Annotated in this window: 16 protein-coding genes and 2 pseudogenes; 15 read left to right on the top strand and 3 right to left on the bottom strand. The window is 64.2% G+C overall.

Annotation, left to right across the window (positions count from 1 at the left end):
* Window positions 1-57: 57 nt before the first annotated feature.
* From ACZ5KU_RS06075 to ACZ5KU_RS06050, 6 genes are all read left to right on the top strand, one after another.
* The gene (locus tag ACZ5KU_RS06075) at window positions 58-939 is read left to right on the top strand and encodes a sugar phosphate isomerase/epimerase family protein (protein WP_419736832.1); all 882 of its coding nucleotides are present in this window, start codon (window positions 58-60) and stop codon (window positions 937-939) included.
* A gap of 52 nt (window positions 940-991) precedes the next feature.
* Entirely contained in the window at window positions 992-1,726 is a 735-nt protein-coding gene (locus tag ACZ5KU_RS06070; protein WP_054058453.1) for an AzlC family ABC transporter permease, read from the top strand.
* On the top strand, window positions 1,723-2,067 hold the full coding sequence (locus ACZ5KU_RS06065; protein WP_054058454.1) for an AzlD domain-containing protein: 345 nt from the start codon (window positions 1,723-1,725) through the stop codon (window positions 2,065-2,067). Before ACZ5KU_RS06070 ends, ACZ5KU_RS06065 begins: the two co-directional genes overlap by 4 nt.
* Window positions 2,068-2,071: 4 nt before the next feature.
* Window positions 2,072-3,337: an aspartate aminotransferase type Ic gene (locus tag ACZ5KU_RS06060; RefSeq protein WP_054058455.1), complete on the top strand. Its 1,266-nt coding sequence runs from the start codon at window positions 2,072-2,074 to the stop codon at window positions 3,335-3,337.
* A 73-nt stretch (window positions 3,338-3,410) separates the two neighbouring features.
* A complete protein-coding gene (locus tag ACZ5KU_RS06055) occupies window positions 3,411-4,400 on the top strand; it encodes a threo-3-hydroxy-L-aspartate ammonia-lyase (protein WP_464736920.1) in 990 nt (329 codons plus the stop codon).
* Window positions 4,401-4,544: 144 nt separating this feature from the next.
* Window positions 4,545-4,847 (top strand): hypothetical protein, encoded by a 303-nt coding sequence (locus ACZ5KU_RS06050; RefSeq protein ID WP_464736919.1) that lies wholly within the window; start codon window positions 4,545-4,547, stop codon window positions 4,845-4,847.
* Between the two features lie 17 nt (window positions 4,848-4,864).
* On the opposite strand, the gene ACZ5KU_RS06045 is transcribed toward ACZ5KU_RS06050, so the two are convergent.
* On the bottom strand, window positions 4,865-6,511 hold the full coding sequence (locus ACZ5KU_RS06045) for a Na+/H+ antiporter (RefSeq protein WP_464736918.1): 1,647 nt from the start codon (window positions 6,509-6,511) through the stop codon (window positions 4,865-4,867).
* Between the two features lie 271 nt (window positions 6,512-6,782).
* Between ACZ5KU_RS06045 and ACZ5KU_RS06040 the strand changes: the two genes are divergently transcribed.
* The 4 genes and pseudogenes from ACZ5KU_RS06040 (at window position 6,783) to ACZ5KU_RS06025 (ending at window position 10,008) form a co-directional block, all read left to right on the top strand.
* On the top strand, window positions 6,783-7,091 hold the full coding sequence (locus tag ACZ5KU_RS06040; protein ID WP_464736917.1) for an arsenate reductase: 309 nt from the start codon (window positions 6,783-6,785) through the stop codon (window positions 7,089-7,091).
* 46 nt (window positions 7,092-7,137) lie between these two features.
* Entirely contained in the window at window positions 7,138-8,172 is a 1,035-nt protein-coding gene (dapD, locus tag ACZ5KU_RS06035) for a 2,3,4,5-tetrahydropyridine-2,6-dicarboxylate N-succinyltransferase (protein ID WP_464736916.1), read from the top strand.
* A gap of 227 nt (window positions 8,173-8,399) precedes the next feature.
* Window positions 8,400-9,604: pseudogene (locus ACZ5KU_RS06030) on the top strand (aminotransferase class V-fold PLP-dependent enzyme).
* Window positions 9,601-10,008 (top strand): SufE family protein, encoded by a 408-nt coding sequence (locus tag ACZ5KU_RS06025; protein ID WP_464736915.1) that lies wholly within the window; start codon window positions 9,601-9,603, stop codon window positions 10,006-10,008. The pseudogene ACZ5KU_RS06030 and the gene ACZ5KU_RS06025 overlap by 4 nt, the downstream one beginning before the upstream one ends.
* A gap of 34 nt (window positions 10,009-10,042) precedes the next feature.
* On the opposite strand, the gene tcdA is transcribed toward ACZ5KU_RS06025, so the two are convergent.
* On the bottom strand, window positions 10,043-10,855 hold the full coding sequence (tcdA, locus tag ACZ5KU_RS06020; protein ID WP_054058463.1) for a tRNA cyclic N6-threonylcarbamoyladenosine(37) synthase TcdA: 813 nt from the start codon (window positions 10,853-10,855) through the stop codon (window positions 10,043-10,045).
* A gap of 244 nt (window positions 10,856-11,099) precedes the next feature.
* On the opposite strand from tcdA, the gene ACZ5KU_RS06015 reads away from it, so the two are divergent.
* The 4 genes from ACZ5KU_RS06015 (at window position 11,100) to ACZ5KU_RS06000 (ending at window position 16,347) form a co-directional block, all read left to right on the top strand.
* Window positions 11,100-13,691 (top strand): glycosyltransferase, encoded by a 2,592-nt coding sequence (locus ACZ5KU_RS06015; protein ID WP_054058464.1) that lies wholly within the window; start codon window positions 11,100-11,102, stop codon window positions 13,689-13,691.
* A 233-nt stretch (window positions 13,692-13,924) separates the two neighbouring features.
* Window positions 13,925-15,076 (top strand): succinyl-diaminopimelate desuccinylase, encoded by a 1,152-nt coding sequence (dapE, locus tag ACZ5KU_RS06010; RefSeq protein WP_054061844.1) that lies wholly within the window; start codon window positions 13,925-13,927, stop codon window positions 15,074-15,076.
* Window positions 15,076-15,885: a putative RNA methyltransferase gene (locus ACZ5KU_RS06005; RefSeq protein WP_054058466.1), complete on the top strand. Its 810-nt coding sequence runs from the start codon at window positions 15,076-15,078 to the stop codon at window positions 15,883-15,885. The genes dapE and ACZ5KU_RS06005 overlap by 1 nt, the downstream gene beginning before the upstream one ends.
* 84 nt (window positions 15,886-15,969) lie before the next feature.
* Entirely contained in the window at window positions 15,970-16,347 is a 378-nt protein-coding gene (locus tag ACZ5KU_RS06000) for a hypothetical protein (RefSeq protein WP_054058467.1), read from the top strand.
* Between the two features lie 84 nt (window positions 16,348-16,431).
* Here the strand turns inward: ACZ5KU_RS06000 and ACZ5KU_RS05995 are convergent, their stop codons facing one another.
* The gene (locus ACZ5KU_RS05995) at window positions 16,432-16,641 is read right to left on the bottom strand and encodes a cold shock domain-containing protein (protein ID WP_054058468.1); all 210 of its coding nucleotides are present in this window, start codon (window positions 16,639-16,641) and stop codon (window positions 16,432-16,434) included.
* A 244-nt stretch (window positions 16,642-16,885) separates the two neighbouring features.
* Here ACZ5KU_RS05995 and plsB point away from each other — a divergent pair.
* A pseudogene (gene plsB, locus ACZ5KU_RS05990) lies at window positions 16,886-19,386 on the top strand (glycerol-3-phosphate 1-O-acyltransferase PlsB).
* Window positions 19,387-19,417: the final 31 nt, after the last annotated feature.

The following is a 19,417-nucleotide window of genomic DNA, read 5'->3' as shown; positions in this document are numbered from 1 at the left end:
CGAGAGGCAAACACCACCGCTCTCATCATAAATACAATTGGACTGTGGAGAAGACACATGGAAACCGTGACCGATTTGCCAAAAGGCGCCACCAATGCATTCGCCAGCCGCGAAACCTGGCCAGCATTCATTACCGCCACCGCCCAGCAAGACTATCTGGCAGCCGAGGCGGGCCTGCAGCGGGCCCTGGAACAGGGTTACAGCCATTGGTACATCGACGGCAGCCTTGAAGGCGAACGTCCCTCCGACTTCACAGCGCAACGCCTGGCGGCGCTGAATGAACTGATCGCCAACAGCGGCGTGAAACCGATTTTCCACGGCAACTTCAAGGCCCCGCTGGGCAGCGATGTCGAGGACCTGGCCGCCGCCGCCCTGGACTACGTGAAAAAAGAGGTCGATATCTGCGCCGCATTGGGCGGTGCGCCACTGATCGTCCACGGCGGTGGCGTGGTCGAGCCGCGTCTGGTCAAGGAAGCCCGCCAGAAGGGCCTGGAGGGTCTGGTTGGCAACCTCCGGGAACTGGTGGCCTATGGCAAGGCCCGGGGCGTCGAGATCTGGCTGGAAAACCTGTGCAACTACACCCGCTTCCACCCCTTCTATTACATCTGCACCACGGCAGACGAGGTCGAGCATGTGCTGGAGTCCGTTCCCGGCCTGCACATGTTCCTGGACGTGTCCCACGCCTACGTCAATGAGGGCGATCCCCTGTCGTTCTTCTGGAAATTCAGCGACCGGGTCGTTGGCATGTCTTTCAGTGACAACAATGGTGACCGGGATTCGCATTTCCCGCTGGGCCAGGGCAACCTCGATTTTCCGGGCCTGATCGATGCCATTCAGTACACCGGCTGGAAAGGCATGGTCGGTTTTGAAACCCGTGGCGGCACCCTGCGTGGCAGTGTCGATTTTCTCAACCAACTCGTAGCGTCCTGCGCTCGATAATCTGCAGCGCTGACGGCGGATTCGCTTCGCCGTCAGCGCCAGGAGCTCCCTCATGGCAAACCAAGCGTCGATCACCGATTCGCCCGGCGAACAACGCCGGGCCAGTCGTAACTCCTTCACCGAAGGTTGCATCGATTCACTCCCCGTCTGCCTGACCTTCATGTTCCTTTTCTTTTCCATCGGGGCCGCCAGTCGGGATGCCGGGTTCACGGGCCTGCAGGCCCTGATCATGACCTTCACCGTGCATGCGGCGCCGTTGCAGGTGTTCCTCGCCCAACACGGCGCGAACCTGACGGTGATGTCGATCCTGTTCACCACGCTGGTGGTCAACTTCCGCTTCCTGATCATGTCCTCGGTGTTGACCGAGCACTTCAAGGGCGTGCCGCTGTGGAAGTCGTTGCTGTCCGCCCAGTTGCTGTCGATCTCCACCTTCACCCTGTCCAACGCCAAGAAGGGCATGATCGCCAACGTCTACAACTATTACCTGGGCTGTGGCATCAGCACCCTGTCGATCGCCATCGTCGCCACCGGCCTGGGCTACTGGGTCAGCGGCGATCAGAACCCGCTGCTGCAATCGGTGATCGGCGTGATCCTGCCGATCCACTTCACCGTGCTCGCCTCACTCGCCTGGCCGAAACTCAAGCCGATGATCGCCACCGGTGCCGGCTTCGCCCTGACCCCGATCGTCGGTCGCTACCTGCACGACTACCAGATCTTCGTGGTGCCGTTCGCACTCGGAGCCGCCCTCCTGATCTGGGACGAACTGTTCGAACGGAAGAGCCAATGAACAACTGGACGCTTATCCTCGTCGCCTCGCTCGCCTCCTACGTGCTGCGCGCGCTGCCCATCCTGGTCTTTCACAAACTGCCGATCGCTTCCGATGGCTTGATCTATCGATTCCTCAACTATGCGGCCTTTGGCGTCATGGGCGGCATCATCTACTCCGCCCTGCTGGGCGAGCGTTACTACGACGACTGGCTGGGGCACTTCGAAAACCCCACGGCCCTGCTGAAGCTGGCCACCCTGTGCCTCGCCGTCTTTCTCGCCGCGCGTTTCCGGGGAGTATTCAAGACACTCTTCATCTGCCTCGGCTTTTTCATCGCCATGACCTTCTTCGTAGGAGCTTGATGCAATGCCCGACTCTCGCCCGACACAGCCGGACCTGGAGAAACTGCGTGCACGCCACGCCGAACTTCGCGACCGCCAACAGCCGATCAACATGACCCGCGGCCTGCCATCGCCCGAGCAGATCGCCCTGTCCCATGACTTTCTCAGCCTGCCCGGCAGCCACCCGTTCGCCTCCGCCGACGGCCAGGACTGGCTCAACTACGGTGGGCTGCAGGGCGTCAAGGAGGTCCGTGAGCTGTTCGGCCCGGCGCTGCTGGGGCTTCCCGCCGACCAGGTGGCCATCGGCGAGAACTCCAGCCTGGCGCTGATGCATGAAGCCATCGGCCATGCCTGGATCCGGGGCTTCGCCGGCATGCAGCCGTGGGGCAAGGCCGACAAGGTGCGCTTCATCTGCCCTGAACCTGGCTACGACCGGCACTTCTCGATCTGCGAGTATTACGGCATCGAGATGGTCCCCGTGGTGTTGAACGAAGACGGGCCGGACATGGACGAGGTCGAACGGCTGGTCGCCAGCGACCCGAGCATTCGAGGCATGTGGTGCGTTCCCCGGCACGCCAACCCCAACGGCGCGATCTACAGCCAGCAAGTGGTCAACCGACTGGCCAGCATGTTGACCGCAGCCCGGGATTTCCGGCTGTTCTGGGACAACGCCTATGCGGTCCACGACTTCCACGACCACACCGAGCCGGCCCCCGACGTCTACGCGGCCTGCGTCCGCGCAAACAACCCGGAGCGGGCGATCCTGTTCGCCTCGACCTCGAAAATGGTCATTCCCAGTTCCGGCATCGCGATGATCGGCGGCAGTCCCGAAACCCTGCGCTGGTGGCTGCAGTGCCGCCAGTACAAGACGATCGGCCCGGACAAGGTCAATCAGGTCAGACACCTGATGTTCTTCCAGACGGCGGACAACCTCAGGGCCCACATGAAGCGCCATGGCCAATCCCTGGGGGCGAAGTTCCAGCGGGTCCGGCAGATCTTCAGCCAGCACCTGACAGGCCTGCCGGAGGTCAGTTGGTCACATCCCAGTGGCGGTTATTTCATCACCCTGCTGGTGCCCGAAGGGCTGGCCGGACGGGTTGTGGATATCGCCCAGGAGGCGGGCGTGAAAATGACCCCCGCCGGGGCCACCCACTGCCACGGTCACGATGCCCGGCAACGCCACCTGCGCATTGCGCCGTCCTACCTCAACCTCGCGCAGATCGAGCAGGCAGCCGAGGTCATCGCCAACTCGGTAAGACTGGCCTGCGCCGAGCGCGAGCCCGGCCGCTGACGACCTGCCCGGCACCCTGGCATGACGGGCAGCCCCCGTCATGTCGTTTCATCGCACCACTCCAGGAGTCGCCATGAGCGAACTGTCATTGCCCACTGCACAGGATGTGCAGGCTGCCGCCCTACGCCTTGCGGGGCACGTACGGCGCACCCCGGTGTTCACCTCCTCCACCCTCGATACCTGGCTGGGAAACCGGGTCCATTTCAAATGCGAGCAGTTCCAGCGCATGGGGGCGTTCAAGATACGCGGCGCGTTCAACGCCCTGATGCAACTCGATACCACCGCCCGGCAGCGGGGCGTGGTGGCCTACTCCTCGGGCAACCACGCCCAGGGGATAGCCCTGGCCGCGCGGGAGCTCGGGATTCCCGCCGTGATCGTCATGCCCTCGGACGCGCCAGCCGCGAAGAAGGCCGCGACACTGGGCTACGGCGCGTCCGTGGTCGAATATGACCGCCACGCCGAAGATCGCCTGGCGATCGCCCGACAACTGCAACAGGACCACGACTACACGTTTATCCCGCCATTCGATCACCCCGATATCATTGCCGGGCAAGGCACCGCCGCCCTGGAACTGTTCGAAGAGGTGGGGCAACTGGACGCGCTCCTGGTACCGGTGGGCGGCGGCGGACTGATTGCCGGCACGGCGCTGATCGCCAGCTCGATGTCTCCGGCCTGCGAGATCTTCGGAGTGGAACCGGAGGCCGGCAACGATGCGCAGCGTTCTCTGCACTCGGGCTCACTGGTCACCATCGCCACACCCATTACCATCGCCGACGGAGCCCAGAGCCAGTCACTGGGCAAACTGACCTTTCCGATCATCCGGGAACGGGTCACCGACATCGTGACCGTCACCGATGAGGAGTTGCTGCGGGCCATGCATTTCCTCGCCGAAAGAATGAATCTCGTCGTCGAACCCACCGGCTGCCTGGCGGCGGCCGCAGCGTTCAAGATGCGCGAACAGCTTCGGGGCAAACGGGTTGGCGTGATATTGTCAGGTGGAAATGTGGACCTCGCACACTACGCCCGCCTGCTGCTCGAGCTGCCCGGGCCCTCGGGGCACTAGTGCATAGAACATGGAGAGAAACTCGTTATGAAGGACCGGCTCATAGACGCCCAGACCCTGCTCGGCCTTGCCGTGGAATCATCGGGCATAACGGTGGACTGTGCCTGCCTTCGGCGCAATCTGCAGGGTTGGAGCAGTTGGCCGGTGGGCTATCAGGAAGAAGCCTTTACAGCGATCGGCACACTGTCGAAGTACCCTCCGGAAGAGGCGGTCATCGACGAGTACCACCCCGAGGGCACGACCTACTGGTCACCCGAGGCCCCCATCGCACCGCTCTATTACCCCTACAACCAGTCCACCGTGTGGTGCTGTTCCCATTGCAGGCGCCTGTACCTTCGCCACAACGATGACGGTGCCTACCATGTGGAACGGCGTATCCGCAGCGTTCAGCCAGAACGGGTGGTGGACGCTCCCCACGCCAACGACGGCCGCGAACCGGGTTGGTGAGCCCGCCAGCCCCGGCGCTATTTCACCTGCCCCAGATTGGCCTCGCTCAGGTCCAGTTCACCCAGCACCTCACGCAACGCATCATCCCCGATCTGGCGGTGACGCCGCAGGCTGTAAAGCTCCAGGCGCTGTGCCCGCAGCGCCTTCAAGCGCAGGCGCCGCTCCAGCAGGTCCATCTGGAAGGCCAGGGCCTGGGCCTCGGCGGAATCGTTGAACACCTCCAGTTGATGCCGATACTCGGACATGATCCGCGCCTTCAGTTCGGTGGCCAGCGCCGCCTGGGCAGCATCCGCGACAGCATTGGGCTCGGCCGCTTCCTCGATTTCCAGGGCACGGATCGCCGCCTCGGCGGTGCGCCGCCAGGCCTCGCGGACCTCATGGCGACGGGCATCGTCCGGGCTCGGCGCGACATCGCGCAACAACACCGGCAAGGCGACACAGGCCGCCACCAGCGACAACAGGATCACCCCCGCGGCAATGAAGATCAGCAGGTCACGCTCGGGGAAATCGGTGCCCGGAGCGATCAGCAGCGGCACCGACATCACACCGGCCAGGGTCACCGCCCCGCGCACGCCGCCAAACGTCAACAGCCAGCAGGAACGCGCCTTGGGCATCGACGTCAGTTCACTTTTGCCGCGCCAGCGACGCAGCAGCACCGACAGCCGCCAGATGCTCTGTACCCAGACATAACGCAATACCAGCAGCACCAGGAAGATCGCCAGCACATCCAGGCAACGATAGAGAAGCGTCGGCCACAGCGAGGTTTCATGGCTGGCCACCGCCTTGACGATATCCGGCAATTGCAGGCCCAGCAGCAGGAAGATCAGGCCGTTGAAGGCAAACTCCAGCAGTGACCAGACGCTGCGATTGAGCAGCCGGGTGCTGGTCTGCCGGGGTAGCAGATCGAGCCAGCTCTGCATCATCCCCGCCGCCACCGCCGACAGGATACCCGAGACACCCAGACGCTCGGCCAGGACATAGGCGGCAAACGGCAACAGCAACATGAACACCACATGGGTCGCCGGATCGTCCCAGCCGCGGGCAATCATCCAGGCCCTGAGCCGCCCGACCAGCCAGCTCAACACGACACCGGTGGCCAGCCCGCCGATGGCGACCAGCAGGAACGTGAGGCTGGCGCTGGCCAGGGAAAACACCCCGGTGATGGCCGCCGCCAGGGCGAACTTGAAGGTCACCAGGCCCGAGGCGTCGTTCATCAGCGCCTCGCCCTGCAACATGTGCATCAACGGCGTGGGCAGGCGGTTCTGGGCAATCGCCGAAACCGCCACGGCATCGGTGGGCGACAGCACCGCGGCCAGGGCAAAGGCCACCGGCAGGGGAATGCCCGGCAATAACCAGTGGATGAAGCAACCGGCACCGACCACGGTGAACAGCACCAGCCCCACCGCCAAGGTCAGCACCGGACCGCGCAAACGCCAGAACTCGCGCTTGGGCATGCGCCAACCATCGGAGAACAGCAGCGGTGGCAGGAACATGAAGAGAAACAGCTCGGGGTCCAGGGCAACGTGCAGGCCGAGGGTCGGCCACGCCAGCGCCGCGCCCGCGGCGATCTGCACCAGGGGCAAGGGCAATGGAATCACCCGCGCCAGCAACCGCGAGACGCCGACCAGCATCAGCAGAATGAGGACGGTGTAGGCGGTTTGCATAAGGCGACTTCCCAATCGTTCAACAAGCTATCCGGCAACAATCAGCCGCCAAAGTGCCATATTAACCGCTTAATCTGCCGCGCGGACGTTGCACCAAGGTCGCAAGGGCGATTCCTGCCAGCCGAACGGACAGGTACGGGGTTGGCCCCGAACCGACTCGGCCATGGCATAATTACCGACTGTTCATCTCGCATATCTGCAAAAGGGGGCAATTCCCGTGACCGATACGAGCAACACATTGCGCCTTTTCGGAATCAAGGCCTGCGACACCATGAAAAAGGCTCGCACCTGGCTGGAAGAACACGCGATAGCCTACAACTTCCATGACTACAAGACCGCCGGCATCGACCGCGAGAACCTGACCCGCTGGTGCAACGAGCATGGCTGGGAAGTGCTGCTCAACCGCGCCGGCACCACCTTTCGCAAGCTCGACGACGCCAGCAAGGCCGATCTCGACCAGGCGAAGGCGATCGAGCTGATGCTCGCCCAACCCTCGATGATCAAGCGCCCGGTGCTCGATCTCGGCAACCGAACCCTGATTGGCTTCAAGCCAGATAGCTACGCGGCGGCCCTCAACTGAGCCAGAGTGCTCAGGGCCCACACTCAATTTCGCAAGAGGTAACTGCATGTCCACCAATCTGTTCAGCCTGGGCTTCGGTGTCGGTACCCAGAATCGTCAAGGTGCCTGGCTGGAAGTGTTCTACGCACAGCCACTGATCCAGCCATCGGCCGACCTGATCGCGGCAGTCGCCCCGGTACTGGGCTACACCGGCGGCAACCAGGCCATCAGCTTCACCCCCGCGCAGGCCTCGCAACTGGCCGAAGCCGTCAAGGGCATCGACGCCGCACAGGCCGCCCTGCTGACCCGCCTGGCCGAAAGCCACAAGCCGCTGGTCGCCACCCTGCTGGCCGAAGACGCCCAACTGAGTTCCACCCCCGAGGCCTACCTCAAGCTGCACTTGCTGTCCCACCGCCTGGTCAAGCCGCACGGCCTGAGCCTGGCTGGCGTGTTCCCGCTGCTGCCGAACGTGGCCTGGACCAGCCAGGGCGCGATCGACCTGGCCGAACTGGCCGAACACCAGCTCGAAGCGCGCCTGCGTGGCGAACTGCTGGAAGTGTTCTCGGTGGACAAGTTCCCGAAAATGACCGACTACGTGGTGCCGAGCGGCGTGCGTATCGCTGACAGCGCACGTATCCGCCTGGGTGCCTACATCGGCGAAGGCACCACCGTGATGCACGAAGGCTTCGTCAACTTCAACGCCGGCACCGAAGGCCCGGGCATGATCGAAGGCCGTGTCTCGGCTGGCGTGTTCGTCGGCAAGGGTTCCGACCTGGGTGGCGGCTGCTCGACCATGGGCACCCTGTCGGGCGGCGGCAACATCGTGATCAAGGTCGGCGAAGGCTGCCTGATCGGCGCCAACGCCGGTATCGGTATCCCGCTGGGTGACCGCAACACCGTCGAGTCGGGCCTGTACGTGACCGCCGGTACCAAGGTCGCGCTGCTCGACGAGAACAACCAGCTGGTCAAGGTGGTCAAGGCCCGTGACCTGGCCGGCCAAACGGACCTGCTGTTCCGTCGCAACTCGGAAACCGGCGCCGTGGAATGCAAGACCCACAAGTCGGCCATCGAGCTGAACGAAGCGCTGCACGCGCACAACTGATGGCGCCCTCCCTCTGGGAGCCGGCTTGCTGGCGATAGCGATGTTCCAGGCAGCAGGGATGCAGGCTGCTGGAATCGCTTTCGCCTGTAGCAGCCGAGCTTGCTCGCGAAAGAGCCCGCGAAGCCTTTGACGGCCTCAAGAGCCCTTTCGCGGGCAAGTCGGATCGCCGCACCGCCGGCTCCTACAGGTTTTCGTTTCCCCCGCCCACGCTGAACAGGGCCCACACCATGCTGATACCCTCCCCCTGGCGTGCCGACTTCCCGGCCCTCGCCGCTCTGCAACGGCAGGACCAGACCTACCTGGACAGCGCCGCCACCACGCAGAAACCCCAGGCCCTGCTCGACGCCCTGACGCATTACTACGCCAACGGCGCAGCCAACGTGCACCGTGCCCAGCACCTGCCCGGCGCCCACGCGACCCAGGCCTTCGAAGACAGCCGGCTGAAGGTCGGCCAATGGCTGGGGGCTGGCGACAGCGGGCAGGTCATCTTCACCCACGGTGCCACTGCGGCACTGAACCTCCTGGCCTACGGTCTGGAGCCACTATTGCAACAGGGCGATGAACTGGTCGTCAGCGCCCTGGAACACCACGCCAACCTGTTGCCCTGGCAACAACTGGCACAACGCCGCGGGCTCAAGCTGGTGGTCCTGCCGATCAACGCCGCCGGCCTGATCGACCTCGACGCCGCGCTCGGCCTGATCGGTGAGCGAACCCGCCTGCTGGCCGTCAGCCAACTGTCCAACGTGCTCGGTGCCTGGCAGCCGCTGCCCCAGCTGTTGGCCCGGGCGAAAGCCTGCGGCGCCCTGACGGTCGTCGACGGCGCACAGGGCGTCGTGCACGGTCGTCATGACGTGCAGGCGCTGGGTTGCGACTTTTATGTCTTTTCCAGCCACAAGCTCTACGGCCCTGATGGGCTGGGCGTGCTCTACGGTCGTCACGAGGCACTGCGGCAGCTGCGCCATTGGCAGTTCGGTGGCGAGATGGTCCAGGACGCCGACTACCAGCACGCCAGCTTCCGCGCCGCCCCCTCGGATTCGAAGCCGGAACACCGCCGATTGCCAGTGTGATCGGCCTGGGCGCGACCCTCGACTATCTCGCCGGGCTGGACCAGGCCGCGGTGCTCGCCCACGAAGCGGCGCTGCACGCCCATCTGCTGCAGGGCCTCAGGGTACGCAACGGTATCCAGTTGCTGGGCGAGCCGCAGTTGGCATTGGCCAGTTTCACCGTCGAAGGCGTGCACAGTGCCGACCTCGCCCACCTGCTGACCGAGCAGGGCATTGCCGTCCGCGCCGGCCATCACTGCGCGATGCCGTTGATGAAGCGACTCGGGCTGAGCGGGGCGATCCGCGTGTCGCTGGGGCTGTACAACGATTCCGATGACCTGGAGCGCTTCTTCGAGGCACTGGACCAGGCCCTGGAGCTGTTACGATGAACTTGCCGGGCGAAGCACAGGCTGCCCTGGACAGCTTTCGGGCGGCGGCCGGCTGGGAACAGCGGGCCCGCCTGTTGATGCAATGGGGCGAGCGCCTGCCCCCCTTGGACGAGGCCGAGAAAAACCAGGCCAACCGGGTGCACGGCTGCGAGAGCCAGGTCTGGTTGACCGGCAGCCTGCTGGACGGTCAGTGGCATTTCGTCGCCAGCAGCGATGCACGAATGATCCGTGGGCTGGTGGCGCTGCTGCTGGTACGGGTCAACGGCCTGGGCGCCAAAGAACTGCAAGGGATCGACCTGGCGGACTGGTTCAACCAGCTCGGGCTGTCACGGCAACTGTCGCCATCGCGCAGCAATGGCCTGAATGCCGTACTGCAGCGCATGCGCGAACTCACTGGAGCCTAGGGCACCGTGGCTGTGGGTCCGGCCCATGCCCGCGTCACTGGGCGGGCCTGGCACGCTCCGACGGCCGCCGCACGCCGGCGACCAGCTTGTCCACCGCCTTGGTCGCCGCAACCATGCCGAAGGTCGCCGTGACCATCATCACCGCACCGAAGCCACCGGCACAGTCCAGCTTCACGCCGTCACCGACAAAACTCTTCTGCAGACAGATGCCGCCATCGGGTTTCGGATAACGCAACTGCTCGGAAGAAAACACGCAGGGCACGCTGTAATGGCGATTGACCGTGCGGGAGAAGCCGTAGTCGCGACGCAGGGTCGACCGCACCTTGGAGGCCAGCGGATCGTTGAAGGTACGGTTCAGGTCGCAGACCTGGATCTGTGTCGGGTCGATCTGCCCACCCGCGCCGCCGGTGGTGATGATCTGGATCTTGCGCCGCTTGCACCAGGCGATCAGCGCCGCCTTGGCGTTGACGCTGTCGATGCAGTCGATCACGCAGTCGATCTGCCCGGTGATGTACTCGGCCATGGTGTCGCGGGTGACGAAATCCGTTACCGCATGCACGCGGCAATCCGGGTTGATACCCCTGAGCCGCTCGGCCATGACGTCGACCTTGGCCCGCCCCACCGTGCTGTCCAGGGCATGCAACTGGCGGTTGCTGTTGCTGACGCAGACATCGTCGAGATCGAACAGGGAAATCTCCCCGACGCCGCAACGGGCGATCGCCTCGGCCGCCCAGGAACCGACCCCGCCCACACCGACGATGGCCACGTGAGCCGCCTTCAGCCGCTCCAGACCTTCAATGCCATACAACCGGGCAACGCCGGCAAACCGCGGATCTTCTGCACTCATGACCAATCACCGGAAAAATCGGCGCGCATTATAGGCCCATCGCAGGCAGCAGGCACCTTCAGCCTACGAATGGCGGTCACATGAGCGAAAATGACAACATCTTCACAAGAAACCAGCTACAAAGACTCAGGAAAGAACTTAAACCAAAGGCCATTGCCTAAGCTCGGCGGTGTTCCAGCACGAATCCCACGTGTAGGATGCGCGCCGCGCAGTTCAACGTTCTACTTCGGAACCCGAAATCTCTATGTCATCGCGTAAATTTGGACTCAACCTGGTGGTGGTGCTGGCAATCGCCGCGCTGTTCACCGGTTTCTGGGCGTTGATCAACCGTCCGGTCTCGGCCCCCAACTGGCCGGAACACATCTCCGGCTTCTCCTACTCTCCGTTCCAGCAGGGTCAGTTCCCCCAGAAGGACCAGTACCCGACCGACGATGAAATGCGTCGTGACCTGGAGATCATCAGCAAGCTGACCGACAACATCCGGATCTACTCGGTCGACGGCACGCTGCAGGACATCCCCAAGCTGGCCGAGGAATTCGGCCTGCGGGTGACCCTGGGCATCTGGATCAGCCCGGACCAGGAGCGCAACGAGCGGGAAATCGCCCGGGCCATCGAGCTGGCCAACACCTCGCGCAGCGTGGTTCGCGTGGTGGTGGGTAACGAGGCGATCTTCCGCAAGGAAATCACCGCCAAGGAACTCGGTGTGCTGCTCGATCGCGTACGCGCTGCGGTGAAGGTGCCGGTGACCACTTCCGAACAGTGGCACATCTGGGAACACAACCCAGAACTGGCCAGGCACGTCGACCTGATCGCCGCGCACATCCTGCCGTACTGGGAATTCATCCCGATGGAGAAATCCGGCCAGTACGTACTCGACCGCGCCCGCGAACTCAAACGCATGTTCCCGAAAAAGCCGCTGCTGCTGTCGGAAGTCGGCTGGCCGAGCAACGGCCGCATGCGCGGTGGCGCCGATGCGACCCAGGCCGACCAGGCGATCTACCTGCGTACGCTGGTGAACAAGCTCAACCGCCAGGGCTTCAACTACTTCGTCATCGAAGCCTTCGACCAGCCCTGGAAAGCCAGTGACGAAGGCTCGGTGGGCGCCTACTGGGGCGTGTACAACGCCGCGCGCCAGCAGAAATTCAACTTCGAAGGGCCAGTGGTGGCCATTCCGCAGTGGCGGGTCCTGGCCATCGGCTCGGTGGTGCTGGCGATGCTGTCCCTGGCGGTCCTGCTGATCGACGGCTCGGCACTGCGCCAGCGCGGCCGCACCTTCCTGACCTTCATCGCCTTCCTTTGCGGTTCGGTACTGGTGTGGATCGGCTACGACTACAGCCAGCAATACAGCACCTGGTTCAGCCTGACCGTGGGCTTCCTGCTCGCCCTCGGTGCGCTGGGGGTGTTCATCGTGCTGCTGACCGAGGCCCACGAACTGGCCGAAGCGGTGTGGACCCACAAGCGCCGCCGGGAATTCCTGCCGGTCGAGGGTGAGTCGGACTACCGCCCGAAAGTCTCGATCCACGTGCCGTGCTACAACGAGCCGCCGGAGATGGTCAAACAGACCCTCGACGCCCTGGCCGCCCTCGACTATCCGGACTACGAAGTCCTGATCATCGACAACAACACCAAGGACCCGGCGGTCTGGGAACCGGTGCAGGCCTACTGCGAGACCCTCGGCCCGCGCTTCCGTTTCTTCCACGTCGCCCCCCTGGCCGGTTTCAAGGGCGGTGCGCTGAACTACCTGATTCCGCATACCGCCAAGGATGCCGAGGTCATCGCGGTGATCGACTCGGACTACTGCGTCGACCGCAACTGGCTCAAGCACATGGTGCCGCACTTCGCCGATCCGAAGATCGCCATCGTGCAGTCGCCGCAGGACTACCGCGACCAGAACGAGAGCACCTTCAAGAAGCTCTGCTACTCCGAGTACAAGGGTTTCTTCCACATCGGCATGGTCACTCGCAACGATCGTGACGCGATCATCCAGCACGGCACCATGACCATGACCCGTCGTTCGGTCCTGGAAGAACTGGGCTGGGCCGACTGGTGTATCTGCGAAGACGCCGAACTGGGCCTGCGGGTGTTCGAAAAAGGCCTGTCGGCTGCCTATCACCACCACAGCTACGGCAAGGGGTTGATGCCCGATACCTTCATCGACTTCAAGAAGCAGCGTTTCCGCTGGGCCTATGGCGCGATCCAGATCATCAAGCGGCACACCGCGAGCCTGCTGCGCGGCCGCGACACCGAACTGACCCGTGGCCAGCGCTACCACTTCCTCGCCGGCTGGCTGCCGTGGATCGCCGACGGCATGAACATCTTCTTCACCGTGGGCGCGCTGCTCTGGTCGTCGGCGATGATCATCGTGCCGCAACGGGTCGACCCGCCGCTGATGATCTTCGCGATCCCGCCCCTGGCGCTGTTCGCCTTCAAGGTGGGCAAGATCCTGTTCCTGTACCGGCGCGCGGTCGGCGTCAACATGAAGGACGCCTTCGCCGCCGCGCTGGCAGGCCTGGCGTTGTCGCACACCATCGCCAAGGCGGTGCTGTACGGTTTCTTCACCAGCAGCATTCCGTTTTTCCGCACGCCGAAGAACGCCGACAAGCACGGTTTCTGGGTGGCGATCTCGGAAGCCCGTGAAGAACTGTTCATCATGCTGCTGTTGTGGGGCGCAGCCCTGGGGATCTACCTGGTGCAGGGCATGCCGAGCAACGACATGCGCTTCTGGGTCGCCATGCTGCTGGTGCAGTCGCTGCCGTACGTGGCCGCGCTGTTCATGGCCTTCGTTTCCTCGCTGCCGAAACCGGCCGAAGAGCCCGAGCAGGTGCCGGCGGCATAAAGTCGATGCGATCCTCTAAACGGCGGCCTATGGTCGCCGTTTTGCTTTAAGATATCCGCCATTTTCTGCGCCCTGGTCGAGCACGACTCCACGGCCAACCCCAAATACTGTGGCAGCGGACTTGTGTGGGAGCGGGCTTGCCCGCGAAGCTTGCGGCGCGCTTGTGCCCCCTTCGCGGTCAAGCCCGCTCCCACAGCAGACCGAGCCCGTCTTTCATGTTTTCGGAGTTTCCCATGACGGCCCACGCCGAGCTTTCGCCGACCCTGCAACTTGCCTGTGACCTGATCCGCCGCCCATCGGTGACACCGGTCGACGCCGACTGCCAGAAACTGATGATGCAGCGCCTGGGCGATGCCGGTTTCCAGCTGGAACCGATGCGCATCGAGGACGTGGACAACTTCTGGGCCACCCACGGTCGCCACGACGGCCCGGTGCTGTGTTTCGCCGGCCACACCGACGTGGTCCCGACCGGCCCGGTCCAGGCCTGGCAGAACGATCCGTTCGATGCGCTGATCGACGAGCACGGCATGCTCTGCGGGCGTGGCGCCGCCGACATGAAGGGCAGCCTCGCGGCGATGGTCGTCGCGGCCGAGCGTTTTGTCGCGGACTACCCGGACCACAAGGGCTCGGTGGCCTTCCTGATCACCAGCGATGAAGAGGGCCCGGCCCATCACGGCACCAAGGCCGTGGTCGAGCGCCTGGCCGCGCGCAACGAGCGCCTGGACTGGTGCATCGTCGGCGAACCGTCGAGCACCTCGCTGGTCGGCGACGTGGTGAAGAACGGCCGTCGCGGCTCCCTCGGCGCCAAGCTGACCATCCGCGGCGTGCAGGGCCACGTGGCCTATCCGCACCTGGCGCAGAACCCGATCCACCTGGCCGCGCCCGCTCTCGCCGAGCTGGCGGCCGAGCACTGGGACGACGGCAATGCCTTCTTCCCGCCGACCAGCTTCCAGATCTCCAACGTCAATTCCGGCACCGGCGCGACCAACGTGATCCCCGGCGAGCTGGTGGCGCTGTTCAACTTCCGCTTCTCCACCGAGTCGACCGTCGAGGGCCTGCAGCAACGGGTCGCGGCGATCCTCGACAAACACCAGCTGGACTGGCACGTGGACTGGGCATTGTCCGGCCTGCCGTTCCTGACCGAGCCGGGCGCGCTGCTCGACGCGGTCTCCTCCAGCATCCGCGAGATCACCGGGCGCGAAACCAAGGCCTCGACCAGCGGCGGCACCTCCGATGGACGCTTCATCGCCACCCTCGGCAGCCAGGTGGTGGAACTCGGCCCGGTCAACGCGACCATTCACCAGGTCAACGAGCGGGTCTTGGCCAGCGACCTCGATGTGCTGACCGAAATCTACTACCAGACCCTGATCAAGTTGCTCGCCTGATGCTCACCTGCCCTCTCTGCAGTGCACCGCTGGGCGCGGTCGACAATGGCGTGGCCTGCCCGGCCGGGCATCGTTTCGACCGGGCCCGCCAGGGTTACCTGAACCTGCTGCCGGTGCAGCACAAGAACAGCCGCGATCCCGGCGACAACCAGGCCATGGTCGAGGCCCGGCGTGATTTCCTCAACGCCGGCCACTACGCGCCGGTGGCCCGCCGCCTGGCCGAACTGGCCGCCGAACGGGCCCCGCAACGCTGGGTCGATATCGGCTGTGGCGAAGGCTACTACACCGCGCAGATCGCCGAGGCACTGCCGACGGCCGACGGCTATGCCCTGGACATCTCCCGCGAAGCGGTGAAGCGGGCCTGCCGGCGCAATCCGCAACTGACCTGGTTGATCGCCAGCATGGCACGCATTCCACTGCCGGACGCCAGTTGCCAGTTTCTCGCCAGTGTCTTCAGCCCGCTGGACTGGCAGGAAGCCAAACGCCTGCTCAGCCCCGGTGGCGGCCTGATGAAGGTCGGCCCGACCAGCGGCCATCTGATGGAACTGCGCGAGCAGCTCTATGACGAAGTCCGCGAGTACACCGACGACAAGCACCTGGCCCTGGTGCCGGAAGGCATGGCGCTGCAGCACAGCGAAGTTCTCGACTTCAAGCTGCGCTTGGAACGGCCCGCCGACCGTGCCAACCTGCTGGCCATGACCCCGCACGGCTGGCGCGCCAGCGCCGAGCGCCGCGCCCGGGTGATCGAGCAGGCCGAACCGTTCGAGGTCAGCGTGTCGATGCGCTACGATTACTTCGTTCTGCAATGATCCCCATGACCCAACTCGCCAACCCCGGTTGGCGAGCGCCAGAATCCGCGAATGGATTTTTCAGCAGCCGCAGCGAGGACATCCATGCGCCAGCCTGATATCGAGATTTACCTGAAAGACGCCGACGTCGACCACAAGGCGATTACCGCCTGGCTGGGCGAAGCGCTCGGTCCGTGCAGCGAGTGGACGCAGAAGGGCCAGACCTGGAAATGCAAGGCCGGCGGCGTACCGGTGACCTGGCTGCCCAAAGCCGTGGGCAAGTGGAACAGCCTGTACCTGGAAAGCGACCAGACGCCGTGGGACGACGACATCGCCTGTGCCCGCGCCGCTTTTGCCGCGCTGCAGGTGGAGGTGCGTTGCGCGCCGGGAAGTTGGGTCGAGGAGGAAGGCGAGGAAAGTGCCGACCGCTGGATTCGTGTCAGCGCCGACGGCGAAGAAGAGATCACCTGGCGCACAGCCTGAGGGGGAACGTCGTTCGCAGGATTGATGCACGACGCGAGTGCTTGTGGGAGCCGGCGGTCCGGCTCCCACAGGATGGCGTGAGGGTTACAAGCCCACCACGTCCTCGGCCTGCAGGCCCTTCTGGCCTTCCACCACCGCGTACTCGACCTGCTGTCCCTCGGTCAGCGAGCGGTGGCCCTGGCCACGAATCGCGCGATAGTGCACGAACACATCCGCCCCACCTTCACGCTGGATGAAGCCATAGCCCTTGGCATCGTTGAACCACTTCACACTGCCTGTCTCGCGAGTTGCCATGAATCCGTACTCCTTTTTTATTATCGAGTGAACCCCGCTCGCAGGGTTCTCCAAGCCTGATCGCCAGAACTTCGGATGACGCTCGGGGGTCATACCGCTGAGGGCGAATACCGGAGTATAAGACAGCACGAAAAACTCTCAATCAATATTACTTCGTTGCGTTTTTGCCGATTTTCGCCAGATACGGCACACTACTCCCCGCCCGAGCAAACGCTCGGTTCATTCCATCTGAAGCAGAAATCGTATGACCCGTTCGCCGTTCCGCCGTCTAGTGTTTGGCACCCTGCGCCGCCTCCTGTACCTGTGGGTGCGCTCGGAGACGATCAACCAGTCGTCCCTGACCCTCAACCTCGACCGCAGCCGCCCGGTGTTCTACGTTCTGCAATCGCCGTCGCTGAGCGACCTGGCGGTGGTCGACCACGAATGCACCCGGGCCGGTCTGCCACGCCCGGTGCTGCCGGTGTCGGTCGGCCCGCTGCTGGAGCCGGCGGCGTTTTTCTACCTGACTCCGGAGCCCGACTGGCTCGGCCGTCATGACAAGCGCGGGGCGCCGCCAACCCTGACCCGCCTGGTCGATGCCCTGAGCCGGAATCCTGTCGAGGACGCCCAGGTCATCCCGGTCAGCGTGTTCTGGGGCCAATCGCCGGACAGCGAATCGAGCCCGTGGAAACTGCTGTTCGCCGACAGTTGGGCGGTCACAGGTCGCCTGCGCCGCCTGCTGAGCATCCTGATTCTCGGCCGCAAGACCCGCGTGCAGTTCTCCGCGCCGATCCATCTGCGCGAACTGGTGGAACACAACAAGGGCCACGAGCGCACCGTGCGCATGGCCCAACGCATTCTGCGGGTACACTTGCGCAACCTGAAAACCGCGGTCATCGGTCCCGACCTGTCGCACCGGCGCAACCTGGTCAAGGGCCTGGTCAACGAGCCGCAGGTACGCCAGGCGATCCTCGAACACGCCCAGCGCGAAAACATCCCGGCGGAAAAGGCCAAGGCCCAGGCACTGCGCTACGGCAACGAAATCGCCTCGGACTACACCTACACGGCGATCCGCTTCCTCGAAGTGGTGCTGAGCTGGTTCTGGAACAAGATCTACGACGGTATCCGCGTCAACCATATCGAAAACGTGCAATCCGTGGCGCAGGGGCACGAGGTGATCTACGTGCCCTGCCATCGCAGCCATATCGACTACCTGCTGCTGTCCTACCTGCTGTTCCGCAACGGACTGACCCCGCCGCACATCGCCGCCGGGATCAACCTCAACATGCCGCTGATCGGCGGCCTGCTGCGCCGTGGCGGGGCGTTCTTCATGCGCCGCACCTTCAAGGGCAACCCGCTCTACACCTCGGTCTTCAACGAATACCTGCATACGCTGTTCACCAAGGGTTTTCCGGTGGAGTACTTCGTCGAGGGCGGCCGCTCGCGTACCGGACGCATGCTGCGGCCCAAGACCGGCATGCTGGCCATTACCCTGCGCAGTTTCCTGCGCTCCTCGCGGATGCCGATCGTCTTCGTCCCGGTCTATATCGGCTATGAACGGGTGCTGGAAGGCCGGACCTACCTCGGCGAACTGCGCGGCGCCAGCAAGAAGAAGGAGTCGATCTTCGACATCTTCAAGGTCATCGGTGCGCTCAAGCAGCGCTTCGGCCAGGTCGCGGTCAACTTCGGCGAGCCGATCAAGCTGGCCGACTTCCTCGACCAGGAACAGCCGGGCTGGCGCGCCGAGGAACTCGGCCCGCAATTCAGGCCGGACTGGCTGAGCGCGACCACCAACCGCCTGGGCGAGCGCGTGGCGCGCAACCTCAACGAAGCGGCGGCGATCAACCCGGTGAACCTGGTGGCCCTGGCCCTGCTCTCCACCAGTCGCCTGGCCCTGGACGACCGTGCCCTGGCCCGGGTGCTCGACCTCTACCTGGCGCTGCTGCGCCGCGTCCCCTACTCGCCGCACACCACCCTGCCCGAGGGAGATGGCCGGGCGCTGATCCAGCACGTCAAGGACATGGACCTGCTCGCCGAACAGAACGATGCGCTGGGCAAGATCCTTTACCTGGACGAACAGAACGCGGTACTGATGACCTACTACCGCAACAACGTCCTGCACATCTTCGCCCTGCCGGCATTGCTGGCGAGCTTCTTCCAGAGCTCATCACGCATGAGCCGCGAGCAGTTGCTGCGCTACACCCGGGCGCTGTACCCGTACCTGCAGTCGGAGCTGTTCATCCGCTGGTCGCTGGACGAACTCGACGCGGTGGTCGATCAATGGCTTGAGGCCTTCGTCGAGCAGGGACTGCTGCGTTTCGAGAATGCGGTCTACCTGCGCCCGGCGCCGAGTTCACGGCATTTCGTGCTGCTGACCCTGTTGTCGAGAAGCATCGCCCAGACCCTGCAACGCTTCTACATGGCAATCTCGCTGCTGCTCAACAGCGGCCAGCACAGTATCAGCGCCGAGGAACTGGAGGACCTGTGCACGATCATGGCCCAGCGCCTGTCGATCCTGCACGGTCTCAATGCCCGGAGTTCTTCGACAAGAGCCTGTTCCGCCACTTCATCCAGACTCTGCTCGACCTCGACGTTCTGCGCCGCGACGAAGCCGGCAAGCTCAGTTACCACGAACTGCTCGGCGAACTGGCCGAAGGTGCGGCCAAGCGGGTACTGCCGGCGGAAATACGCCTTTCGATCCGCCAGGTGACATTGCACGACACCGGCCCGGAGCAGAAGAGCGACATCAGTCCCGACGCCGCCTGATCCTCACCGACAACCCCAGGCCAGCCAACCT

The sequence above is a fragment of the Pseudomonas sp. Tof1 genome, from assembly GCF_055390395.1.
This window is presented reverse-complemented; position numbering and strand designations above follow the sequence as displayed.

Bases quoted from the DNA above. Each gene is read 5' to 3' on its own strand.
- ACZ5KU_RS06075 (WP_419736832.1), top strand. From the start codon at position 58: ATGGAAACCGTGACCGATTTGCCAAAAGGCGCCACCAATGCATTCGCC.
- ACZ5KU_RS06070 (WP_054058453.1), top strand. From the start codon at position 992: ATGGCAAACCAAGCGTCGATCACCGATTCGCCCGGCGAACAACGCCGG.
- ACZ5KU_RS06065 (WP_054058454.1), top strand. From the start codon at position 1,723: ATGAACAACTGGACGCTTATCCTCGTCGCCTCGCTCGCCTCCTACGTG.
- ACZ5KU_RS06060 (WP_054058455.1), top strand. From the start codon at position 2,072: ATGCCCGACTCTCGCCCGACACAGCCGGACCTGGAGAAACTGCGTGCA.
- ACZ5KU_RS06055 (WP_464736920.1), top strand. From the start codon at position 3,411: ATGAGCGAACTGTCATTGCCCACTGCACAGGATGTGCAGGCTGCCGCC.
- ACZ5KU_RS06045 (WP_464736918.1), bottom strand. From the start codon at position 6,511: ATGCAAACCGCCTACACCGTCCTCATTCTGCTGATGCTGGTCGGCGTC.
- ACZ5KU_RS06040 (WP_464736917.1), top strand. From the start codon at position 6,783: ATGAAAAAGGCTCGCACCTGGCTGGAAGAACACGCGATAGCCTACAAC.
- dapD (WP_464736916.1), top strand. From the start codon at position 7,138: ATGTCCACCAATCTGTTCAGCCTGGGCTTCGGTGTCGGTACCCAGAAT.
- ACZ5KU_RS06025 (WP_464736915.1), top strand. From the start codon at position 9,601: ATGAACTTGCCGGGCGAAGCACAGGCTGCCCTGGACAGCTTTCGGGCG.
- tcdA (WP_054058463.1), bottom strand. From the start codon at position 10,855: ATGAGTGCAGAAGATCCGCGGTTTGCCGGCGTTGCCCGGTTGTATGGC.
- ACZ5KU_RS06015 (WP_054058464.1), top strand. From the start codon at position 11,100: ATGTCATCGCGTAAATTTGGACTCAACCTGGTGGTGGTGCTGGCAATC.
- dapE (WP_054061844.1), top strand. From the start codon at position 13,925: ATGACGGCCCACGCCGAGCTTTCGCCGACCCTGCAACTTGCCTGTGAC.
- ACZ5KU_RS06005 (WP_054058466.1), top strand. From the start codon at position 15,076: ATGCTCACCTGCCCTCTCTGCAGTGCACCGCTGGGCGCGGTCGACAAT.
- ACZ5KU_RS06000 (WP_054058467.1), top strand. From the start codon at position 15,970: ATGCGCCAGCCTGATATCGAGATTTACCTGAAAGACGCCGACGTCGAC.
- ACZ5KU_RS05995 (WP_054058468.1), bottom strand. From the start codon at position 16,641: ATGGCAACTCGCGAGACAGGCAGTGTGAAGTGGTTCAACGATGCCAAG.